At 69.8% G+C, this 17,566-nt stretch carries 16 protein-coding genes and 3 pseudogenes; 10 read left to right on the top strand and 9 right to left on the bottom strand.

Annotated elements, in window-relative coordinates:
- Nucleotides 1-12 precede the first annotated feature (12 nt).
- Nucleotides 13-1,266 (top strand): mannosyltransferase family protein, encoded by a 1,254-nt coding sequence (locus tag ACFYUZ_RS37250; protein WP_389317003.1) that lies wholly within the window; start codon nucleotides 13-15, stop codon nucleotides 1,264-1,266.
- 270 nt (nucleotides 1,267-1,536) lie between these two features.
- On the opposite strand, the gene ACFYUZ_RS37245 is transcribed toward ACFYUZ_RS37250, so the two are convergent.
- Complete coding sequence (locus tag ACFYUZ_RS37245; RefSeq protein ID WP_389317001.1) at nucleotides 1,537-1,968, bottom strand: subtilase-type protease inhibitor; 432 nt, start codon at nucleotides 1,966-1,968, stop codon at nucleotides 1,537-1,539.
- A 409-nt stretch (nucleotides 1,969-2,377) separates the two neighbouring features.
- On the opposite strand from ACFYUZ_RS37245, the gene ACFYUZ_RS37240 reads away from it, so the two are divergent.
- Entirely contained in the window at nucleotides 2,378-3,190 is an 813-nt protein-coding gene (locus tag ACFYUZ_RS37240; protein WP_389317058.1) for a HEAT repeat domain-containing protein, read from the top strand.
- 32 nt (nucleotides 3,191-3,222) lie between these two features.
- Nucleotides 3,223-4,014 (top strand): hypothetical protein, encoded by a 792-nt coding sequence (locus tag ACFYUZ_RS37235; protein WP_389316998.1) that lies wholly within the window; start codon nucleotides 3,223-3,225, stop codon nucleotides 4,012-4,014.
- A gap of 157 nt (nucleotides 4,015-4,171) precedes the next feature.
- On the opposite strand, the gene ACFYUZ_RS37230 is transcribed toward ACFYUZ_RS37235, so the two are convergent.
- From ACFYUZ_RS37230 to ACFYUZ_RS37215, 4 genes and pseudogenes are all read right to left on the bottom strand, one after another.
- The gene (locus ACFYUZ_RS37230; RefSeq protein WP_389316995.1) at nucleotides 4,172-4,804 is read right to left on the bottom strand and encodes an SMI1/KNR4 family protein; all 633 of its coding nucleotides are present in this window, start codon (nucleotides 4,802-4,804) and stop codon (nucleotides 4,172-4,174) included.
- Nucleotides 4,805-5,208: 404 nt separating this feature from the next.
- Entirely contained in the window at nucleotides 5,209-5,910 is a 702-nt protein-coding gene (locus ACFYUZ_RS37225) for a 2-phosphosulfolactate phosphatase (protein WP_389317055.1), read from the bottom strand.
- A gap of 292 nt (nucleotides 5,911-6,202) precedes the next feature.
- A pseudogene (locus ACFYUZ_RS37220) lies at nucleotides 6,203-6,499 on the bottom strand (transposase); the annotation flags it as partial.
- 399 nt (nucleotides 6,500-6,898) lie between these two features.
- Nucleotides 6,899-7,156 (bottom strand): hypothetical protein, encoded by a 258-nt coding sequence (locus ACFYUZ_RS37215; RefSeq protein WP_389316992.1) that lies wholly within the window; start codon nucleotides 7,154-7,156, stop codon nucleotides 6,899-6,901.
- A gap of 434 nt (nucleotides 7,157-7,590) precedes the next feature.
- Here ACFYUZ_RS37215 and ACFYUZ_RS37210 point away from each other — a divergent pair, with 434 nt between their 5' ends.
- The 5 genes and pseudogenes from ACFYUZ_RS37210 (at nucleotide 7,591) to ACFYUZ_RS37190 (ending at nucleotide 13,316) form a co-directional block, all read left to right on the top strand.
- On the top strand, nucleotides 7,591-7,962 hold the full coding sequence (locus ACFYUZ_RS37210; protein ID WP_389316989.1) for a hypothetical protein: 372 nt from the start codon (nucleotides 7,591-7,593) through the stop codon (nucleotides 7,960-7,962).
- A complete protein-coding gene (locus ACFYUZ_RS37205; protein WP_389316987.1) occupies nucleotides 7,962-9,269 on the top strand; it encodes a lanthionine synthetase C family protein in 1,308 nt (435 codons plus the stop codon). The genes ACFYUZ_RS37210 and ACFYUZ_RS37205 overlap by 1 nt, the downstream gene beginning before the upstream one ends.
- On the top strand, nucleotides 9,266-12,367 hold the full coding sequence (locus ACFYUZ_RS37200; RefSeq protein WP_389316984.1) for a lantibiotic dehydratase: 3,102 nt from the start codon (nucleotides 9,266-9,268) through the stop codon (nucleotides 12,365-12,367). The genes ACFYUZ_RS37205 and ACFYUZ_RS37200 overlap by 4 nt, the downstream gene beginning before the upstream one ends.
- A 48-nt stretch (nucleotides 12,368-12,415) precedes the next feature.
- Nucleotides 12,416-12,589, top strand: a pseudogene (locus ACFYUZ_RS37195) (transposase); the annotation flags it as partial.
- A 154-nt stretch (nucleotides 12,590-12,743) separates the two neighbouring features.
- Nucleotides 12,744-13,316, top strand: coding sequence for a hypothetical protein (locus ACFYUZ_RS37190; protein WP_389316981.1), 573 nt, complete (start codon nucleotides 12,744-12,746; stop codon nucleotides 13,314-13,316).
- Nucleotides 13,317-13,693: 377 nt separating this feature from the next.
- Here the strand turns inward: ACFYUZ_RS37190 and ACFYUZ_RS37185 are convergent, their stop codons facing one another.
- Nucleotides 13,694-14,704 carry a hypothetical protein gene (locus tag ACFYUZ_RS37185; protein WP_389316979.1) on the bottom strand — a complete coding sequence of 337 codons (1,011 nt, stop codon included), beginning with the start codon at nucleotides 14,702-14,704 and terminating at the stop codon, nucleotides 13,694-13,696.
- Between the two features lie 19 nt (nucleotides 14,705-14,723).
- Nucleotides 14,724-14,939, bottom strand: a complete 216-nt coding sequence (locus ACFYUZ_RS37180) for a hypothetical protein (protein WP_389316976.1) — start codon at nucleotides 14,937-14,939, stop codon at nucleotides 14,724-14,726.
- Between the two features lie 416 nt (nucleotides 14,940-15,355).
- Here ACFYUZ_RS37180 and ACFYUZ_RS37175 point away from each other — a divergent pair, with 416 nt between their 5' ends.
- A complete protein-coding gene (locus tag ACFYUZ_RS37175; RefSeq protein WP_389316973.1) occupies nucleotides 15,356-15,925 on the top strand; it encodes an SMI1/KNR4 family protein in 570 nt (189 codons plus the stop codon).
- Between the two features lie 66 nt (nucleotides 15,926-15,991).
- Here ACFYUZ_RS37175 and ACFYUZ_RS37170 read toward each other — a convergent pair whose 3' ends face one another.
- Nucleotides 15,992-16,453 (bottom strand): transposase family protein, encoded by a 462-nt coding sequence (locus ACFYUZ_RS37170; protein ID WP_389316970.1) that lies wholly within the window; start codon nucleotides 16,451-16,453, stop codon nucleotides 15,992-15,994.
- 123 nt (nucleotides 16,454-16,576) lie between these two features.
- Between ACFYUZ_RS37170 and ACFYUZ_RS37165 the strand changes: the two are divergent.
- A pseudogene (locus ACFYUZ_RS37165) lies at nucleotides 16,577-17,100 on the top strand (transposase); the annotation flags it as partial.
- Here the strand turns inward: ACFYUZ_RS37165 and ACFYUZ_RS37160 are convergent.
- Nucleotides 17,006-17,470, bottom strand: a complete 465-nt coding sequence (locus ACFYUZ_RS37160; protein ID WP_389316967.1) for a hypothetical protein — start codon at nucleotides 17,468-17,470, stop codon at nucleotides 17,006-17,008. The pseudogene ACFYUZ_RS37165 and the gene ACFYUZ_RS37160 sit on opposite strands and share 95 nt — an antisense overlap.
- Nucleotides 17,471-17,566 lie beyond the last annotated feature (96 nt).

The raw sequence follows: 17,566 nt of genomic DNA, 5'->3' as shown, positions 1-17,566 counted from the left end.
CCGGACGCCCCGATGCCCTCGACGAATCCCGCCCCCGCCCCCGCACGTCCCACCGCGCCGAACGCCCCCTCCGTCCCCTCCCCGGCGAACGTCCGGCCCGGCGGCTCCGCACCTCCGCCCGCCCGGCGCCGTCTCCCGCGTCTCGACGCGGTCGATCGCGACGTCCTGGCGCTGTACCTGTTCACCCGCGTCGCGCTCGCGCTCGTCGCGTACTGCACGGCGTGGCTCTTCCCCCGCGCGCCCGAGGCCCATTCCCCCAGCCCGTTCACGGACGTGGTCGGGCAGTGGGACTGGAGCCACTACCTCCACATCGCCCGTGACGGCTACTTCCCCGACGACCCCGCCGCCCGGCCCGCCGAGTGGGACAACCGGGAGGCCTTCTTCCCCGGCTTCCCGCTCGTACTGAGGACGGCGCACCTCGTCGTACCGGAGTGGACCGCGGCCGGCCTTCTCGTCTCGCTCGTCGCCGGCGCCGTGGCCGTCCTGGCGCTCGCCCGCACAGCCCGCCTCCACCTGCCCCGCGCCGCCGATGCCCGACGGGCCGTTCTCCTGCTGCTCGTCTCGCCCTGCGCCGTCTTCCTCGCCGTCGGCTACACCGAGTCGCTCTTCCTCGCCCTCGCCCTTCCCTCCTGGCTCGCCGCCCGGCGCCACGACTGGCGGGCCGCCGCGCTCCTCGCGGCCGGTGCCACCGCCGTGCGCGTCAGCGGCCTCTTCCTTCTGGCCGCGCTTCTCGTCCACTTCGCCCTGACGGCTCGCGCGCGCGGCGCGCTGCGCCGCCTGCCGTGGCTGGCCGTGCCCGCGCTCCCGCCTCTGCTCTACTCCTGCTACCTGTACCTGCGCACCGGTGACTGGATGGCCTGGAAGCACGCCCAGGAACGCGGCTGGTACCGCGAATTCCACCCGCCGTGGGAGGCCTGGGGCACCACGTGGAGCGCCGCGTTCGGGCACGGCTACACCACGCCGTACGCCCTCATGTGGCAGGCCGAGCTGGTCGCCATGGGCGTCGGTCTCGTGACGGTGGCCCTCCTGGCCCGCGCGCGGCGCTGGCCGGAGACCTGCTACATCGCGCTCAACCTGTGGGCCCTCGGCACTTCGTACTGGTACATGTCCATCCCCCGCGCCACCCTCCTGTGGTGGCCCCTGTGGATCGGGATCGCCTGCTGGACGCTGAGCAGGCCCCGGTGGCTCGCCGCCTGGCTCTGCCTCTCGGGGCCTCTTTCCGTCGTGCTCGCCGTCACCTTCTTCTCCGGGCGCTGGGCGGGCTGAGTCAACGCCCCGCACGCTCAGGGCCGTTCGCGAACCCCTCCGAAACCGCGCGAGGCGACCCTCGGTCGAAGGACCGGGCACCGGTCCGCCTCACCACCGCCCGGGGGCGCGCACGGTCGGCATCGTGGCGTCCTCCTCGTCGTCGGCCGGGCCGCCCGCCGGGCCTCGAGGCAGTGCCTCGGTCCCGGGCCCGTTTCCCCAGCCGATGAGTTCGTGGTCCCCGCCCTGTTCGGCGGCGACCACGAACCCCCGGACCGCCTCGACCGCCGGTCAGAACGCGAAGGCCGCCCCGCCGTTCAGGGTGGCGCCCATGGCGCACTCGTTGGCGAAGGTGTACTGCCACGACGTGCGGGACCCCTCCCACACTCCGTCCACGTTGATGGTGACGGGGTCGAAGTGCTGCGGACACATCCGGTCCGGGTCCGAGGAGGCCAGCAGGCCGTCGAAGGAGCCGCTCAGGGAGGTGGCCTTGAGTTCGGCGCAGGCGGCCTGGGGGGCGGGGTGCGTTCCGCCGGCGGTCGGAGCGCAGCTGAGCGTGACGGCGCGCAGCACGGTGGCCGTACTCGCGTCGGCGCCCTTGCCGATGCTCAGCACGACGGCGGAGGGCGCGTACAGGCTGTCGGTCCGGGCTTCCGCGACACCGGTGGCGCCGGCGACACAGAGGAGAGCGGATGCGGAGACCGCAGCGAATCGGCGCAGCATGACAGGGACTCACTTTCGATTCGAAGAGTTGAGGTGGGATCTACCTTCTGATCGTCGCCTCGCTTGCGCTTCGGAGTGTGCCTGATACGCAGAGCCATCACATCCTCCCGGTCATTATCCGGACAGGTGCCCCCGCATACCGGTGATCGAATGATTGTTCAGCAGGTCAGGCCCTACGCCGGGCCGCTTCGGCGTGGGCCTCCGCCCGTCCCGCTCCAGCGCCGCGGCGGCTGCCGTCCTGCTGACAGCCGCGTCGGGTTTACCGACCCGTCGTTCAGTACGACCGATTAACGACGCCGTCCGGCATATGACGACGCTCCCTCCGCCGCATGGCAGCGGTTCTGATGCCGGAGGACGTGTGCGCCCGCTCTCCCGCCCGGTCGGCCGAGTAGCATGCCCGGTCGTGGCCATGTTCGTGCACTTGACGTCGGCGGCGAACGCACAACGCATCCGACGGTCCGGGATCCGGGCCGTCAGTCAGGGACAAGGCGGTGTGCGCGGGGTGTACTGCTTCCCGGTGCTGCCGTCGTACACCCTCACCCACCAGTGGCTGCGCGAACTGGCCCGTTCCGGCAATCGAGGCGGGCTGGTGGCCGTCCACGTACGGCTGGACGACGAGCAGCACGTTCTGGTCGGGCGCTATACGGACCGGAGGCGGGACGCCCAGTCCACCGTCGTCGCGGCTGAAGCGGTGCGGCGGATCGCCGCGCTGGACGACGCGCGGGGGTGGGAGGTGTTCGTACCCAGGGCGATCCGACCGCGCGAAGTGCACCGGATCCGTACCGCACCACAGGTGACGGGCTGGCGGTACTGGCCGGACGCGCACGGTGTTCGCCCCTGCACCTGCTCCGGGTGCCGGGTGAGGGGAGAGTACGGGTCGCGGCGCCTGCGCGAGCGGCTGCCGCATCCGCTGGACGGGCCGCCTCCACCGGCCGAAGCGCTGCTCGCCAGAGTCGCGGCGGCCGGTGAACCGGGAGACCCGCTCGTCCTGCGGGAGGCACTGCATTGGTTCGGCATGCGGCGGCGTGGCCCGATCGCCCGGCTGACCCGCCTCGCCTCCCATCCCGATCCCGGCGTCCGAGAGGACCTGGTGTGGGCGGTCGCCCGCTGGTCCTCCCCGGGGGTCGCCGACCTGCTCCAGGCTCTCGCCGACGACCCGTGCCCGGACGTCCGGGAGGCGGTGGAGGCCGTCCGCGAGGAGGGAGGCTCGGAGGCGCGCTAGGCTGCCGGTCTCCGGCGAATGGGGGGCACGACATGGGGCAGCGGGGCATACGGATGGCCGTGCTCGGCGCGGCCCTGGTGATCCTCGCCGGCTGCGGTTCCGAGACCGCCGAGACCGCCGAGGAGGCCACGGGCGGGGCCACGGCCCCCGCCTGGACGCTCGCCGCTCCGATCCGCATCGACGGCGTCCGTACCGCCGACGGCGGCCGGTCTCTGGTGGTCGGTGCCGAAGTGCCCGACGGCGCAGGCGACTGCGTGCGCGGCCTGCGCGGTGAGTTCGACACCGTCGAGCACGGCACGGTGTACGTGAGGGTCACGTACGAGACCCGTTCCCTGGGCCGGGACTCCGGCTGCACCGGGACGCGGAAGGTCGAAGCGACGGTGAAGTTGGGGGAGCCCCTGGGCTCCCGCAGGGTCATGGTGAACAGCCGGGACGTGTACACCCCCGCCGGTGCCGTCCTGCCGGCCCTGCGGCGGTGCGGTGAGAACGGCTGCGACCCCACGCCCCCGCGCTGCACCTCGTCCTCGTACCGGCAGGCGGTCAACGATACGGACATCGCCAAGCACACGAGCTGGGAGGAACGCGGCTGCGACGACACGTGGCTGGTGCTGGACCTGTCGACCCGGATGGGGCCGGTGTGCGGTGACCCCGGCGACGGCTGCTCCTCCTCGAGGATCTCCCAGCGCTGGTTCTACCGGGCCGAGACCTCGGGTTGGCGGCCGGTCGCCACGAACGGCGATGAGGGTTGCGCAGGCGTCCGGAAAGTCCTGCCGGAGCTGCCCGTGCGCCTCTGCGCGTCGCTGCCGCAGCTCGACCGCGGCTGATCCGCCGAACACGCGTGGCTGCGCAGGTGACGGCGGAGAGCACTTGTCGGTGGGTTTCGGGAACGACCACGAGGCAGAGGCATCGGGAACGTTCGCGAGAAGCAGGAGCAGTCGCGTGGTTCGTGTCGGCTCGGCGGCAGCACCGCAAGGCTGACAGTCAGGGCAGCCCGATGGGTGCCGCCCGCAACGGGTGACCGTGGAGCTCCTCGCAGCCGTCTTCGTCCCACCAGAGCCCGCCTCGGGCGGTGAGGTAGGGCCGCAGCCCGCGCACGTCACCGCCTTCGTGAAGCGCATGTGCGACCGCGTGGAGAACGCTCGCCAGATCAGGCCAGGAATCGGTGAAGTCGCCACCACCGCTGTGTCCTGCCCAGCCGACACGGCCGGCGTCCGGTCCGGGACGTTGGTCGATCACCTGTACCCCGCCGTCGGCGCTCTCGGCCCAGGGAACCCAGAGAGGGTGCCACCAGGGCTCGTCGTCCCAGGGGCGACGGGTCAGCCCGTCGTTCTCCGCCGCGACATCCATGCAGGTCTGCCAATGGTCCACGATGCCGCTCACCGTGAGGGGTGACTGCTCGGGCAGGAAGGTCGCCCAGGCGCTCACCCCGTCATGGCATTGCAGAGACTCAGCTAGGTCACCGGGCAGCGGGGTGCCGAGAAGCCGCTCCGCCTGCTGGATGTCGTCCCGTGTCGCAGGTGGGTTGAGCAGTGCGAAATCGGACGCGGCGTGGGTCGCCAGCCAGGCGTCGATCCGACGCCAGGATTCCGAGGGGGGCAAGATCCGCTGTGGCATGACGCCATCCTGCCCCACGCCTGTGACGAGACGGGTCGGCGCCCTGTCCCCGATGAAACGAGATCGACTGACAGCCTGCCACGGTTCGGCCGACTCATTGACCAGACGGCCCAGTCGCTGCCGGGAGACACCGGTGAACGGCTGAGGCGCGAGAACGTCCCGTGTCGATAGCCATCGGACTGGTCGACGCCCGGCTGGAAAAGACGCCGACTCGGTGAAGGAGTTCGGCGATGCCGAGGGCACACGGGCGCTGACCGGGGTGCCGCTGAGGGGCCGCCGCCTCACGCACGAGCACATCGTCGCCGGCCGGGCCACCGCGCCACGGGCCGGGGCCCTGCCGCCGCCCAGGCACCGTCGAGACATGGCCGATGCCGCATTCCGCACCTGACGTCGGCTCTCGTCGATCAGATCGCGGGGTCGTCGACCTGTGCAGGTACGGTGCACGGACGCAGGACCATGAGCGAGCCCTCCAAGGAAGCCACCATGGCGAAGGGAAACCGGTCGAGCTCGAGGCAGAGTGCAACGTCGTCAGGATGAACTCCCTGACGCACCCCCTGCGCAAGCTCGGCAGCGGCGCGCGACCTGGCAGCTCGGCGGAGGAATGCCGAAGCATCCGCCTCGGCGTCGGTCGACCTGCAGGCGATGTATTCAGCGCACGCCAGATCTTCGTCGGCCTGTCCGTCTTCGCCGGTTACCACGAATGTGACACCGTTGCTCTTGCGTGTCCGCAAGAGCCGAGCGGTCGCCTCTGCCACGACGAAGCTGGCGCACAGCACGAGCGGTGCGTCCTTGACGGCGAGGGCGCCGACCGTCCCTGCGGTGGTCTTCTGCACAACGGTCCGTCCGCGGAGGTCGGCAGCCCGCAGCTTGCCTGGAGAGTTGACCAGGTCGAACCCTGCTGCGGGCGGACCGTCTTTGAGTGCCACCCAATCCGGGTGGCGGGTCTTCAGCGCCAGAGCGTCGTCCAGCGACTCGGAAAGAACGATCTTTTCCGCCCCCTGGGCGAAGGCCCAGGCCGCCACGGTGAATGCACGCATGACGTCGACCACGACCGCCACGGAGGGGGCCTCGACCAGCTCGGTGATTCCAACGAAGCGAGCGTCCATTTCGATCATGCTGGCGCAGTCTACTCAGGCTGCTTGCGTCTCGGTGCGTTCGACCAGTCGGCCGTTCCCGAACCGGGCCCCGGCCCGGACGAGCGGGACCAAGTGGGCTCCGGTGATCGCCCGCCGGCAAGCCCGGGCGGCCTCGACGAGCTTGAACACCGTGGCAGGGCCGCGGCCGGGCTGCCGGCACCTCGGGTGGCCCTGGTCCGGAGCTTGACGGTGGAGAAGGTCGACTCATGGGATTCGTGGTCCGCAGGTGCACCCAGTGGTCCGCCGGGAAGTCGTAGAACGCCGGTGGCTCGTCCCGGTCGTCGGTGGTCTGCGCGACGGCCTCGGGCCACTTCGTCCCGTAGGTCTTCGCGAACGCCTCGAACGCCTTCTCCGCGTGCGCGCGGTCCTCGGCGTTATCGATCTCCTGCATCGCCTTCGTCGCGCCCGGCTGTGCGGACTTCGGAAGGCGGTTTGTGGCATTACAGGTTTTATGGACACAACAGCGCCGGTGCCTCGCGGCAGGAAACACCTCGACCAGGGCCCTCCACGGGCCCGTCGCACCGTCGCCGACCCCGTGCTCGCCGACAGGCGGAACCATCAGCTCGCAGCGGCGCCAGTCGGATGTCCGGTGGTCCTGTCCTTCAGGAGATGCGCGCCCGTCAGCCGGTAAGGCCGCCCTCGTCGGCGTCCTCGAAGCCGACCGCGACCGGTGCGTCGCCGTCGGCGGAACGCGGTACGAGATGGTCACGTAGTGCGGAACGCGGTTCTTCTGCTTGCCCAGTTCGAGACCGGCCAGGCCGCCGGCCACCGGCCAGGAGGTGACCCGAGAAGCAGGAGTGATGAACCCCGCCCCAAATATGTGCACCACGGACATCACGCCGACCCCCTTCGGCAGCATGTACGTGCCGCAGGAGGTGGAGGAGTCACCGGGCGCCAGTGCGTCCGGTGCGGAGTCCGCGCAAGGTGCCGAGGCCTTGGCGGAGCCGGATCCCGCGACCTACTTTCCAGGCATCCAGTCGGTGCCGGACAGGGCGATGTCGCGGAACACCTCGTAGGCGTAGGGGGTCTTCTTCTTGCCCGTGTCGGTGATCTCATAGGGGAGGCAGTGCGGGATCCTGCCCTTGAGCCCGCCGTCCACGCGTACCCCGTCGAGATCGCTCTCCGACCCGCGGACCAGACTCTTCACAGCGAGCCGGATCTCGTACGACTTCTCGTCGACCGCTCCATGAACCACGTCCCGGGCGCCGACCTTCACCGGCAGCCTCGTCCCGGAAACCCCGTCCCCCTTCGCGGCCCCCGGCCCCTGTGCGCCTGCGCACCCGGCGAGCAGGGCTGTCCCAGCCGCCCCTGCGACGGACAGCTTGAAGCTCCTGATCAGGGGCACGGGCTTCCCCCTGATGCAGACCGTTCGGCAGTCTCTTGATGATTGGCACATGCTAAGTGACTGCCACTTCAACTACTGAAGCGCGGGTGTCCGCGTGCTCGATGGAGTGCTCAGGCCGATACGGATGAAGTCGGACCCCGCGCGGGAGGACGAGGCCCCCGTCGAAACCGGTGGAGTTCCGTCGGGACGGGAAGTCGGAAAGCCTGAGTGGAGGGGGTGTGGCTGCTCCGGGTTGCGACCTCCACCGGGGGTGCCATCGTAGAAGTGAGGGCATTGCTCGGTGATCGATTGCCGAAGGTTGAGCCATGGACGACGAGCAAGCACACGTCGTGTACAGCGATGACCAGTTCGACCTGGACATCCGTGTCAAGATGACGACGCGGGAAGTGGACAAGTTCGTCATCCAGGACACCCATAGCTGTGCCAGTACCTGTGGTGATGAATGCACGAACAGCTGTGCCAGTACCTGCGCGGGCAGTTGTCCCGCGTTCGACACCCCCAACGAGACCGAGACCTGTGAGACCTGCGGCTCCTGCACTTCGGAGTGCGACCGCAGTCTCTACGAGGATCACTACATCCTGGAAGTCAGTCAGGTCCGGGCCGACGGGGTCACCCGCAAGGTCGCCGGGGAGCATGTCATCCGCCGCGTCGTCGAGCACCCCCAGCGGGAAGGCTGATGGGCGCGCCCGCATGGCAGCCGATCATCAGCGATCCGCAGACCGTCGCCACGGTGCGTGCCGTCTCCGTGGACGTGCTCTCGCGGCTGCGTGACCCCGGCAGCGTCGAGGAAGCGGCCCGGAAGGCGCCGCTCCAGGGACGTCCTCGATGGACGCCCCACAGCGCCGCCCAAGGCACGTGCGGCCTCGCCCTCGCCTTCGGACACCTCGACCGGTGCCTGCCCGGCGAGGGCTGGGACCTCGTGGCCCACCGCCACCTCAGCCACGCCGTCGACGGCACCGCGTCGAACCCGGTGAGCACCCTGGGACTTTTCGCCGGCCTCACCGGAGTGGCTTTCACCACCTCGTACCTGGCACACGGAGAGCAGAGGTACCGGAGCCTGCTCGGCGACGTCGACGACAGCCTGTACGCCCGGATTCCCCGACGACTTCCCGACATCACCGGGGAAGGCCTCGCCGTCGGCACGTTCGACCTCGTGTCGGGGTGGACCGGCGTGGCCGCGTATCTCCACTCCCGGCCGACCGGCCCGGCCCGGGACCGCGCCCTCGACACCGTGCTCGCCTGGCTCGTGGACCTGTCCCGCGCCGTCGACGGGGTCCCCGCCTGGCACACCCCCCACGCCCTCATCACGGACGAAAGCATCCGCGACCGGTACCGGAGCGCGGTCGCCAACTGCGGTCTCGCCCACGGCATCACCGGCCCCCTCGCCCTGCTCGCCCTCGCCCACGCCGACGGCCCGATCGGCGCGGGGCACACCGAGGCGATCCGCCGCACGGCGTCCTGGCTCGCCTCGCACCAGGTCGACGACGCCCAAGGAGGGGCGTACCCGTCGGTCGTCCCGCTCGGTGAGGACTCCACCGCACCCTCAGCAGCCCGCGACGCCTGGTGCTACGGCAGCCCCGGTGTCGCGCGCGCCCTCTGGCTCGCCGGCACCGCTCTCGACGACCCCGACCTGACCCGTACGGCCGTTGCGGCCATGCGGGCCGTACTGCGGCGACCCGTCGCCCAGCGGCGCGTCGACTCGCCCGGCTTCTGCCACGGCATCGCCGGGCTTCTGCAGATCACCCTGCGATTCGCCGTCGACACCGGAGACGAGGAGATCAGCGACGGCGCGCACCGCCTGGTCGACCAACTGCTCAGTGAATACCAGCCGCAGGCGCCCTTCGGCTATCGCAGTGTCGAGCCTGGCGGCACCCGCCAGGACCGGTCCGGCCTCCTCGAAGGCGCCGCAGGGGTCGCCCTCACCCTCCTTGCCGCCGTCACCCTCGAACCACCCGCCTGGGACCGGTTCTTCCTGCTGTCATGAGAGCCGACGCCTCCAGCGGCCCCGGCACCCGGCGACGAGCCGCCCCCCGGGCATCGGGGCTCTACCGCTGCCTGGACCACTTCGTGATCCGCACCCCGATCCTCCCCGTCGCGGATTACCCCGCGGCCGAGGACCTCATGCGCGCACCCGCAACCGCTCGCATCCGGGACAACGAACACGCGCGGCGTGCCGTCGTCGTGTCCTCACTGCCCCTCGCCACCTCATTGCTGGGGCCGGTACGCACCGAACGCGACCGGCGGCGCCTCGAGTCGAGCCTCCTGCGCTACCTCATTCGCCTCAGTACCCGGCCCACTCCCTTCGGGCTGAACGCCGGCGTCGCCCTCGGGCGGTGGGGCCCGGTCACCGACGTCCGCCTCGCCGACCAGCCCCCCGACGTCCACGCCCGTGTCGACATGCACGCCCTCGTGCACTTCGTCACCGACCTCGAATCGCGAACCGAGATCCGGGAGGCGACCACGGTCATCGCCAATCCGGCCGCGCTGCACCGCGCCGGCCGGATCACGTTGAGCGGTGTCGAAGCGGTCCTCGGGGCGAACGGCGGAGAGAACGTCACCCTCCGCGCCACCGGCGCCGTCACTCGCGCCCTCGCCCTCGCCCGCACACCCATGGCCTACGCCGACCTCGCCGCCGACCTCCTGGAAACCGTCCCCGGAGCCACTTCCGACAAGGTCCACGATCTGCTGTACCGACTGTGGCGGCACGCATTCCTCCTGACGGACCTCCGTCCTCCACTGACCCACCTCGACCCCGCGGGACATGTCCTCGAACACCTCGGCCGGATACCGGCAGCCGGCACCGCCGCCGCGGACCTCGGCGAACTGCTGGCCGCGATCCAGGACTGGGAGAGGCAGCCGGCCGGCACCGGCGCCGCCACTTTCCCGGCGCTCGCCGACCACGCCCGCCGTGTCACGGGCTTCGAAACGGCCACACCGCTCCAGGTCGACACCGTCCAACCCCTGGCGGCCCGCGAGGTGTCCCGCAAAGTGGCCGACGAAGCGGTCCGAGCGGCCGAACTGCTGCTGAGGCTGACCCCGTTCCCCTTCGGCCTGCCGCAGATCAGCGCGTACAGGAGCGCGTTCGAGGTCCGCTACGGCACCGACCGCGACGTATCCGTCCTCGAACTCCTCGATCCCGTCACAGGCCTCGGCTCACCGTCCCTCCTCCCTCCGGTCGTTCCCGCCAAAGCCGCCCGGTCCGACACCCTCCTCCGCCTCGCCACCGGTGCCCTCCACGACCACCTCACCAGCATCGACCTCGACCAGGACACCATCGACCGACTCGCCCTCTGGGACATGGCCCCCGAGCGGCTCCCCGCGTCGCTCGACCTCTACGCCATGGTCTCCGCCCCGTCACCCGCCGCCATCGACGCCGGCGACTTCCACCTGGTCGTGGGCCCCAACGTCGGCGCCGGAGCCGCAGGACGCAACCTCGGCCGCTTCGCCGGCATGCTCACCGGCGCCGTGCCCGCCCTCGCCGACATCGCCGACGCCGAACAAGCCGTTGAAACCGGCCGTGTTCTGGCCGAACTGGTCTACCTCCCCGAGAAGACCCGCTCGGCGAACGTCGTCGTCCGGCCCGCCATCCGCGACCACGAGGTCGGCATTCGCACCAGTGCCGAGGACGGACCCGCCCGCTACATCCCCCTCGACCGACTCGCGGTCCGCGTCACGAACGGCAGGTTCGCACTGATCTGGGACGACGGCACGGGGGAACTCCGGGAGGTCGGCGTCTGCTCAGGACACATGCTCAACCACAGCCGAGCCCCCGCAGTCTGCCAATTCCTCGCCGAGGTGAGCCGCGACGGCAGCGCACAGCTCATCGGCTTCGACTGGGGCCCGGCCCGCGACTTCCCCTACCTGCCCCGCGTCACCTCCGGCCCCGTCATCCTGCACCTGGCCCAGTGGCGCATCGACCACGCCGCGGCGCACGAGATGGCCGGGCGGCCAGACCGCTTCCCGGCCGCGTTCGACGACTGGCGCCGCCGGTGGCGGGTGCCCCGCCACACGTACCTCACGAGCAGCGACGCGGCAGCGGACCACCGGCTCCTCATCGACATCACCGCGCGTTCCCACGCCAACGAAGTACGGCGAGCCCTGAGCCGTCTGCGGCCCGGCGGCAGCGTGGTCCTCCAGGAGGCCGTACCCGGCCTCGACGACGCCTGGGTCAGTGGGCCGAACGGCCGCCACACCGTCGAACTCGTGGTGTCCATGACCCGCAACGCCTCTGTTCCGCGCTCCGTCCCGTTCCGTACAGCCGGCGCCCGCGTGACGAGGACGGACCGGCTGCGCCCCCCGGGCAGCGACTGGACCTTCGTCAAGCTCTACGGCGACCGGCAGGAAGAGGAACCCCTGCTCGTCGGCGGGATCCGCGAACTCATCCGCTCGCTGGACCGCCATTCCGACCGACGCGTCTTCCTGCGCTACGCGGACCCCGACCCCCACCTACGGCTACGCCTGCGCGGCAACCCCTCCGTGCTCGTCCCCGCGGTCAGCGACTGGGCCGGCACCCTCCTCGCCGACGGCCACCTCTCGCGGTTCACCTTCGACGTCTACGACCGTGAGATCGAACGCTACGGCGGCCTCATCGGGATGGACGTCACCGAACAGCTGTACTCCGCCGACAGCTCCGCCGTTCTCGACCTGCTCTCCCTCGACCACGCCGGCAAGTCCCCGCTCGACAGGACGGGCCTGGCCCTGCTCACCATCGACGACCTGTTGACCGGGCTCGGCCTGAGCGAAGCCGAGAGGCTCCGCTTCTACCACCGGGACACTCCCCAGCGACGGCTCGCGGGCGCGGAGTACCGCACCCGCAAGGCGGAATTCTGTGACCTGCTACGCGGGCCACCTCCTCGCCTCATCGGCGACATCCTCGCCCAGCGCCGTCCTCACCTGGCAGAAGCCGCCCACCGACTCGCCGACCTGGGGCGCCGCCGGCAACTCGGCAAAACGCTGCCCGAGCTGTGCCACAGCTACGTTCACCTGCACTGCAACCGCCTCCTGGGGGCGGACCGCGCTGCCGAGAACACAGCGTTGGAACTGCTCTACCGCACCCGCCGCAGTCTGGCCTCAGGAGCCTGAACCCCCGATTCCGGGTGGCCCTCCGCGTGTTGATCCGGGGGGAGCGGGGTGGCTCGGCGGAAGCCGCGGGAGGTCGACGACGAGCTCTGGGCGGTGATCGAGCCGCTCCTGCCGAGGGCGGAGCGTCGGGTTCGTCATCCAGGGCGGAAGCGGCATCCGGATCGGCTGGTGTTCCAGGGCATCCTGTTCGTACCGCACACCGGGATCGCCTGGGAGCACCTCCGTCTCCGCCCACCGAGTGGAGCTATGGGACAAGGCCGGATTCCAGGGCTTGGGAACCAGCCACGCGGGAAGAAAACGTATGGCCCCGGCAACCCGCGGGTGGCACATAGTGGACCCGACCCACCACCGAACAGCAGACGAACGGAACCTCCGCGTGACCACCGCCCCCAGCGAAACCACCGCTCCCGTCCGCGTCCCCGGGCGGGCCTGGACCATCCGGCTCACCGGCCACAGCGACCGCTCGGCAAGCGTCACCTGCACCGCGACATGCCGCATGCCGGCCCGCTCGCGTGACCTCGCCGCCCTGCGCCTGTTCGCCGCCCAGCACGCCGCCGCCCACGCGAAGGCGGCCACCGTCCGGCCCAACGCCGCCTGTCACTGCCGCTTCGAGCGCTGCGACGCGCACACGGACCACAAGACGCACTGCGCCGGCCGTGTGGTGATGATCCTGCGCCACGACCCCGTCATCGGACAGGTCTGGATCGTCGAGGAAGTGTGCGAGACGTGCGCGCCGCTGATCCCGCACGCCCGCATCATCGCCCGCGCCACACCCCCCGACCGGCCCGCTGCCGCCAAGCCGGCCACCCAGGTCCCGGCTCCCGTCGGCCCAGGCATCCCGAGCCTCTTCTCCTCGGCGGGCGCCGCTCCCGACGCCGGACGAGACACGGTCCGGCCCACCCGCAGCGGCACTCGCAAGCCTCGCCGCCGCCCCCGTCAGGGCGGCTGACCGCCACCGTCCGAAACGGGCCGTACTCCTCCTCGGCCGTCTCCCGTACTCGAGTCCTGCCACCTCTTGACCGCCTCCTTCTACTCGGAGGACGGGCGGCATGACGAAGACGGCAGCGGACTACGCATGGTTCGAGTTCGGAATGGAGTTCCGTACCCACGAGATGACCGAGGCGGTACGCGGGTGCGACTCAAGGCGATGCCTCCGGCGGGAGCGCTCAGGATCCGGGACGGAGGAGGGCCGTACGCGGGTGCCGGCCGGTGAGGCGGGACGATGGGTCCTCTGATCCCGTCTGCCGTCGCCCCAGGCAGAGCCGTGCAGACGGGTCCGGAAATGCAACCTGCGGCCGATCCTGACGGAGGGAAAGCAAGGCCCGCTCAGGAGGGTTGCTTGCGTACTCTGCGCCAGCGCGAACGTGTCTGCTCGACAATGCTGTTCCATTGGCGTCTGACCTCGTCCTCGGAAGTGCGCCGGCCTTGTCGGATCCGAACCAGTTCGTCTCCGACTTCTCGCCCGATCGCCGCCGAAGTGACGGTGACGAGCATGATGCCGAAAAGGGTCGTGATCATGCCGAACACCGCACCGGCAGCACCGTAGCGGGATACGTAGGAGTTGAACAAGCGGGGAAGGTAGACGGTCGCCCCCACCGAGTAGGCCGCGGTCAGGGCAGCTGCGGTGATCGCGAACGGGAGCAAGGTCGGCCAGGTGAGTCGCTTCGCCGAGAGAATCCGGCCGCTCCACAGGAGGAATGCCGCGGTTACCGGTACCTCGCACACAGCGGCCAGCAGCCCTAGCCGCCCCACGTCGAGGATCACATAGAGCCACCCGATGACCCCCGCGTAGAAACTGAGGGAGAGGATCCACCAGAGGCCATTGCGCGTGTTTCGCACGCTGAGCGGTTTCAGTTCCCAGGTCTGTTCAATAAGCCGCTGCGCGGCGCGGGAGAAGCTCAGCGTCGAAATGGCCAGAAACGCGATGCCGAAGAGGCCGGCGCTGGTACTCGTGTCCCCGGCGGAGAACACGGACCTGACGGCCTCGGCTCCTTCCCCGGTGAGGCCGTAGCGGTTGATGATCCGGTCGGCGGCCTCGCTGCCGAGCAGGGCACCGCTCAGCACGGCGAGTGGGACCAGCGCGGTCAGCGCGCTCGACGCCAGAGCCATCGAGCGGTCAAAGCCCACGAGCTTCTGGAATCGGTTGATCACGCGCAGCACGAAGGTGGGACGCAGCCAGAACGTCAGTTTTCTGGTGAGGTGCTCGCGGTCGATTCCTGGCGTCCTGTCCTCCGTCGTTGCCGCCCCTGCCTGGAGAAGGCAGCTTAAGAACCGTTCGTGTGCGAAGTCGGCAATGACACGCGTACGGGAACGACGGGAATGCACAGTGGAGCCCATCGAAGGATCGTCTTGCCGTTCAGATGAAGATGGCGGCGATGTGGAGTCCGGCGAGGCAGATGGTGGCGGTCTTGCCGCATCGAGTGACGAGGCCGCGCCACTGCTTGAGCTTGTCGACGCACCGCTCGACGGGGTTGCGCTGCTTGTATGCCCGTCGGCCGTCGGGCGTCGGGCGGCCGTCGGACCGGCCTTTCCTCTTGCGCTTGGCGGCAGGGTCGGAGGGCTGAGGGAACACGGCCCGGATCCCTCGTTGGCGGAGCAGGGCCCGGATCGCGCGGGACGAGTAGGCCTTGTCGGGTAGAGCGTGTCTCTTCGAACGGCTGGTCAGTTGACCGGATGTGTCCGTCCGGTTAGTGCTCGCTGAGCGTTTTCAGCTTCGCCACCCCAGGGTGACGCAGTGGCCCTCGCATGATTCCTGGAAACTCCTCGGCTGGGCCCGCCGGGCACGGTGGGTTGTCTGTGAAAGGTCGCGGGCGGTCACTTCGCCGAGGGCCCGACCCCCGCTTCGGGGCGGAAGACGCTTGTAGGGAGGGGTGGAACACACGCTCGAAGTACCATCCCTGCAAGGTTCTCCGGCCGGTACTTCCCCACCTCCGCAGTGGTGTAGTCGGACGGAGAGATCCCTGCAGAGAGGACAGAGGGCAGAGGGCGATGAGTGTGACTGAGAGTTGGTCGCGTGTGATGAGTCTTCTTCGGGAGCATGCGCCGGCCGATCACGCGGATCTGCCAGGGCCCGCTACGGAGGAGATGCTCGCGGCAGCCGAGGAACGGATGGGGATCTCCCTGCATGGGGACCTGCGGACGTGGCTGTTGCGGAACAATCTGGATCTGCCGGAGGAAGACGTCGACGACGAAGTGGCATGCTGCGGCTTCGACGGGTTCCCCGACGAGGGAAGCTTTTTTCTGGGCATCCGGGCGATGGAGAGGCTCTACGCGAACCGCTCCACGTCCTGTGGATTCGATCCTCCGGACCAGCCGGACTACCCGTTCTGGCGTAACGAGTGGATCCCGTTCCTGTCGGACCAGGACGGCTGGATGGGAAAGTTCATCGATGTGCGCGACGGGCGCGTCGGCAGCTGGTTCGTGGGTGCCCCCACGATTACGGGCGAGTACGAATCGATGGCCAAGTATTTCGACTCCGTGGCGGAGACGCTGATGAGGATCGCCGATGGAAGCTCCCCGGTCTGTCGGTTCACCGAAGGTCGACTCGTCTGGTCGTGAGACGGTTCTCAGCTGGATGACGGCGATTGCCAATCCGTCCTCACCCTGGAACGGCAATGAGATTCCTCAGCGTTGACGTTCCAGGGTGAGGACGGCTGCGGCGATGACGGTCATCCGGTGGGGGCTGCAGCGGGCCCGACGGAGGATCTGCCAGGATCTGACGTGAAGGCGGTGCTTCTGCGAGAAGTCGGCCCGGGTGTCGCCGACGCGGTCGCACGTGGCGAGGGTCCCGTCGAGCAGGACGTGATCAGACCCGGTCTCGCGCAGGACCCGCAGCAGTCCGGGCGCCTTGCGGGACAGGTGCTGGACGACTGCTTTGACGTAGGCGTGGGCGGTGCCGACGGATATGCCGAAGCCGGCGGCGATCTGCGCGAGCGGGTCGTGGCGGCGAAGACCGACCAGGCCGACGAGGGCACGCTGGTGCGGCGGGAGCTTGCAGCGCCGGTCACCCTCACGGGCGACGATGAGCATGGATACCCGCTCGACCAGGGCGTGCGGCAGGTCGGGCACGGCAGGATAGGGAACCAACGAGGCTCCTGTGCTACTGAGGTGAGATGTCGAACCTCTCTCAACGGCGCAGGAGCCTCGTGCGTTGCGGAACCTCAGCACGTCATTCCATCAGTGGCCACTCTGAAAGAGCTCACTGATGCGATGTGGGACCGGATCGCGCCGCTGATGCCGGCCGATCCGGTCCGCGGTCGACGGCGGGCCGACCACCGCCGACCCCTGGAGGCCATCGCCTGGAAGTACCGCACCTCCTCACCCTGGCGGGACCTGCCGGACGAACCCGGCTCGTTCCAGACCGCCCACCAACGGCTGATCCGATGAGCCGTCGACGGAACCTGGGAACGCATCCTCGCCGCGCTCCTGACAGCGGCCGACGACGGTGACGACATCGGCTGGACCGTGTCGGTGGACTCCACCGTCTGCCGGGCCCACCAGCACGCTGCCGGAGCCAGGAAAAAGGGGATCCAGGCCCGGCCGAACCCGACCACCACACGCTCGGACGCTCCCGCCGTGCTCCACGACGCCGAACGCCATATGCATGGGGAACGGTGTCCTCACCCGGACGTCACGCGGCTAGTCCGTCGCGACGGGCAGGAGCGCCCAGGCGTTCTGGAGGTCGAAGTCGGAAGGCGCCAGTTCGAGCTCAGGCGGGAAGATCGCCTTCGGCGACACCACCACCTGCAGCTCCTTGTCGGGAACACGGATGAAGAAGGGTACCGGCAGCGGCTGCTGCGGAGCCGGCTCGATCCTCCACTCACGGGTGGGGAAGTCACTCACCGGCCCCAGGATCACCCTCTCGCCTTTCTCCGGCTCCTTGTAACTCAGGGAACGAGAGGGGAAGAGCCGGGCGGGAAACTGGATGGAGATGAGGGTGCCGTCCTCGCGGATCTCCACGGAGAACTCTTGCTCTCGTTCCGGCGCAGCCCCCGGAGCCGTAACGGTCACACCGTTTTCCCCGGCTGTCAGGACCCGCGCCTCGGGGCCTTGGGCGTCGGGCCAGCTGACGATGCGATAGACGCCGGACTTCAAGGTTTCCATGGGTGACTCCTTCGCCTGGTGATCGCCGCGCCCCGCGGCTGACTCCGGTGGACAGCCTCCTGCGGCGACGAGTGGGCCGGACCGCAGATCGGCCGG

Source organism: Streptomyces sp. NPDC004266, from assembly GCF_042874095.1.
In the GTDB taxonomy this organism is placed as follows: domain Bacteria; phylum Actinomycetota; class Actinomycetes; order Streptomycetales; family Streptomycetaceae; genus Streptomyces.
This window is presented reverse-complemented; position numbering and strand designations above follow the sequence as displayed.

Bases quoted from the DNA above. Each gene is read 5' to 3' on its own strand.
- ACFYUZ_RS37205 (WP_389316987.1), top strand. From the start codon at position 7,962: ATGGGCGCGCCCGCATGGCAGCCGATCATCAGCGATCCGCAGACCGTC.
- ACFYUZ_RS37160 (WP_389316967.1), bottom strand. From the start codon at position 17,470: ATGGAAACCTTGAAGTCCGGCGTCTATCGCATCGTCAGCTGGCCCGAC.
- ACFYUZ_RS37235 (WP_389316998.1), top strand. From the start codon at position 3,223: ATGGGGCAGCGGGGCATACGGATGGCCGTGCTCGGCGCGGCCCTGGTG.
- ACFYUZ_RS37240 (WP_389317058.1), top strand. From the start codon at position 2,378: ATGTTCGTGCACTTGACGTCGGCGGCGAACGCACAACGCATCCGACGG.
- ACFYUZ_RS37245 (WP_389317001.1), bottom strand. From the start codon at position 1,968: ATGCTGCGCCGATTCGCTGCGGTCTCCGCATCCGCTCTCCTCTGTGTC.
- ACFYUZ_RS37185 (WP_389316979.1), bottom strand. From the start codon at position 14,704: ATGGGCTCCACTGTGCATTCCCGTCGTTCCCGTACGCGTGTCATTGCC.
- ACFYUZ_RS37250 (WP_389317003.1), top strand. From the start codon at position 13: ATGCCCTCGACGAATCCCGCCCCCGCCCCCGCACGTCCCACCGCGCCG.
- ACFYUZ_RS37230 (WP_389316995.1), bottom strand. From the start codon at position 4,804: ATGCCACAGCGGATCTTGCCCCCCTCGGAATCCTGGCGTCGGATCGAC.
- ACFYUZ_RS37225 (WP_389317055.1), bottom strand. From the start codon at position 5,910: ATGGACGCTCGCTTCGTTGGAATCACCGAGCTGGTCGAGGCCCCCTCC.
- ACFYUZ_RS37210 (WP_389316989.1), top strand. From the start codon at position 7,591: ATGGACGACGAGCAAGCACACGTCGTGTACAGCGATGACCAGTTCGAC.
- ACFYUZ_RS37175 (WP_389316973.1), top strand. From the start codon at position 15,356: ATGAGTGTGACTGAGAGTTGGTCGCGTGTGATGAGTCTTCTTCGGGAG.
- ACFYUZ_RS37200 (WP_389316984.1), top strand. From the start codon at position 9,266: ATGAGAGCCGACGCCTCCAGCGGCCCCGGCACCCGGCGACGAGCCGCC.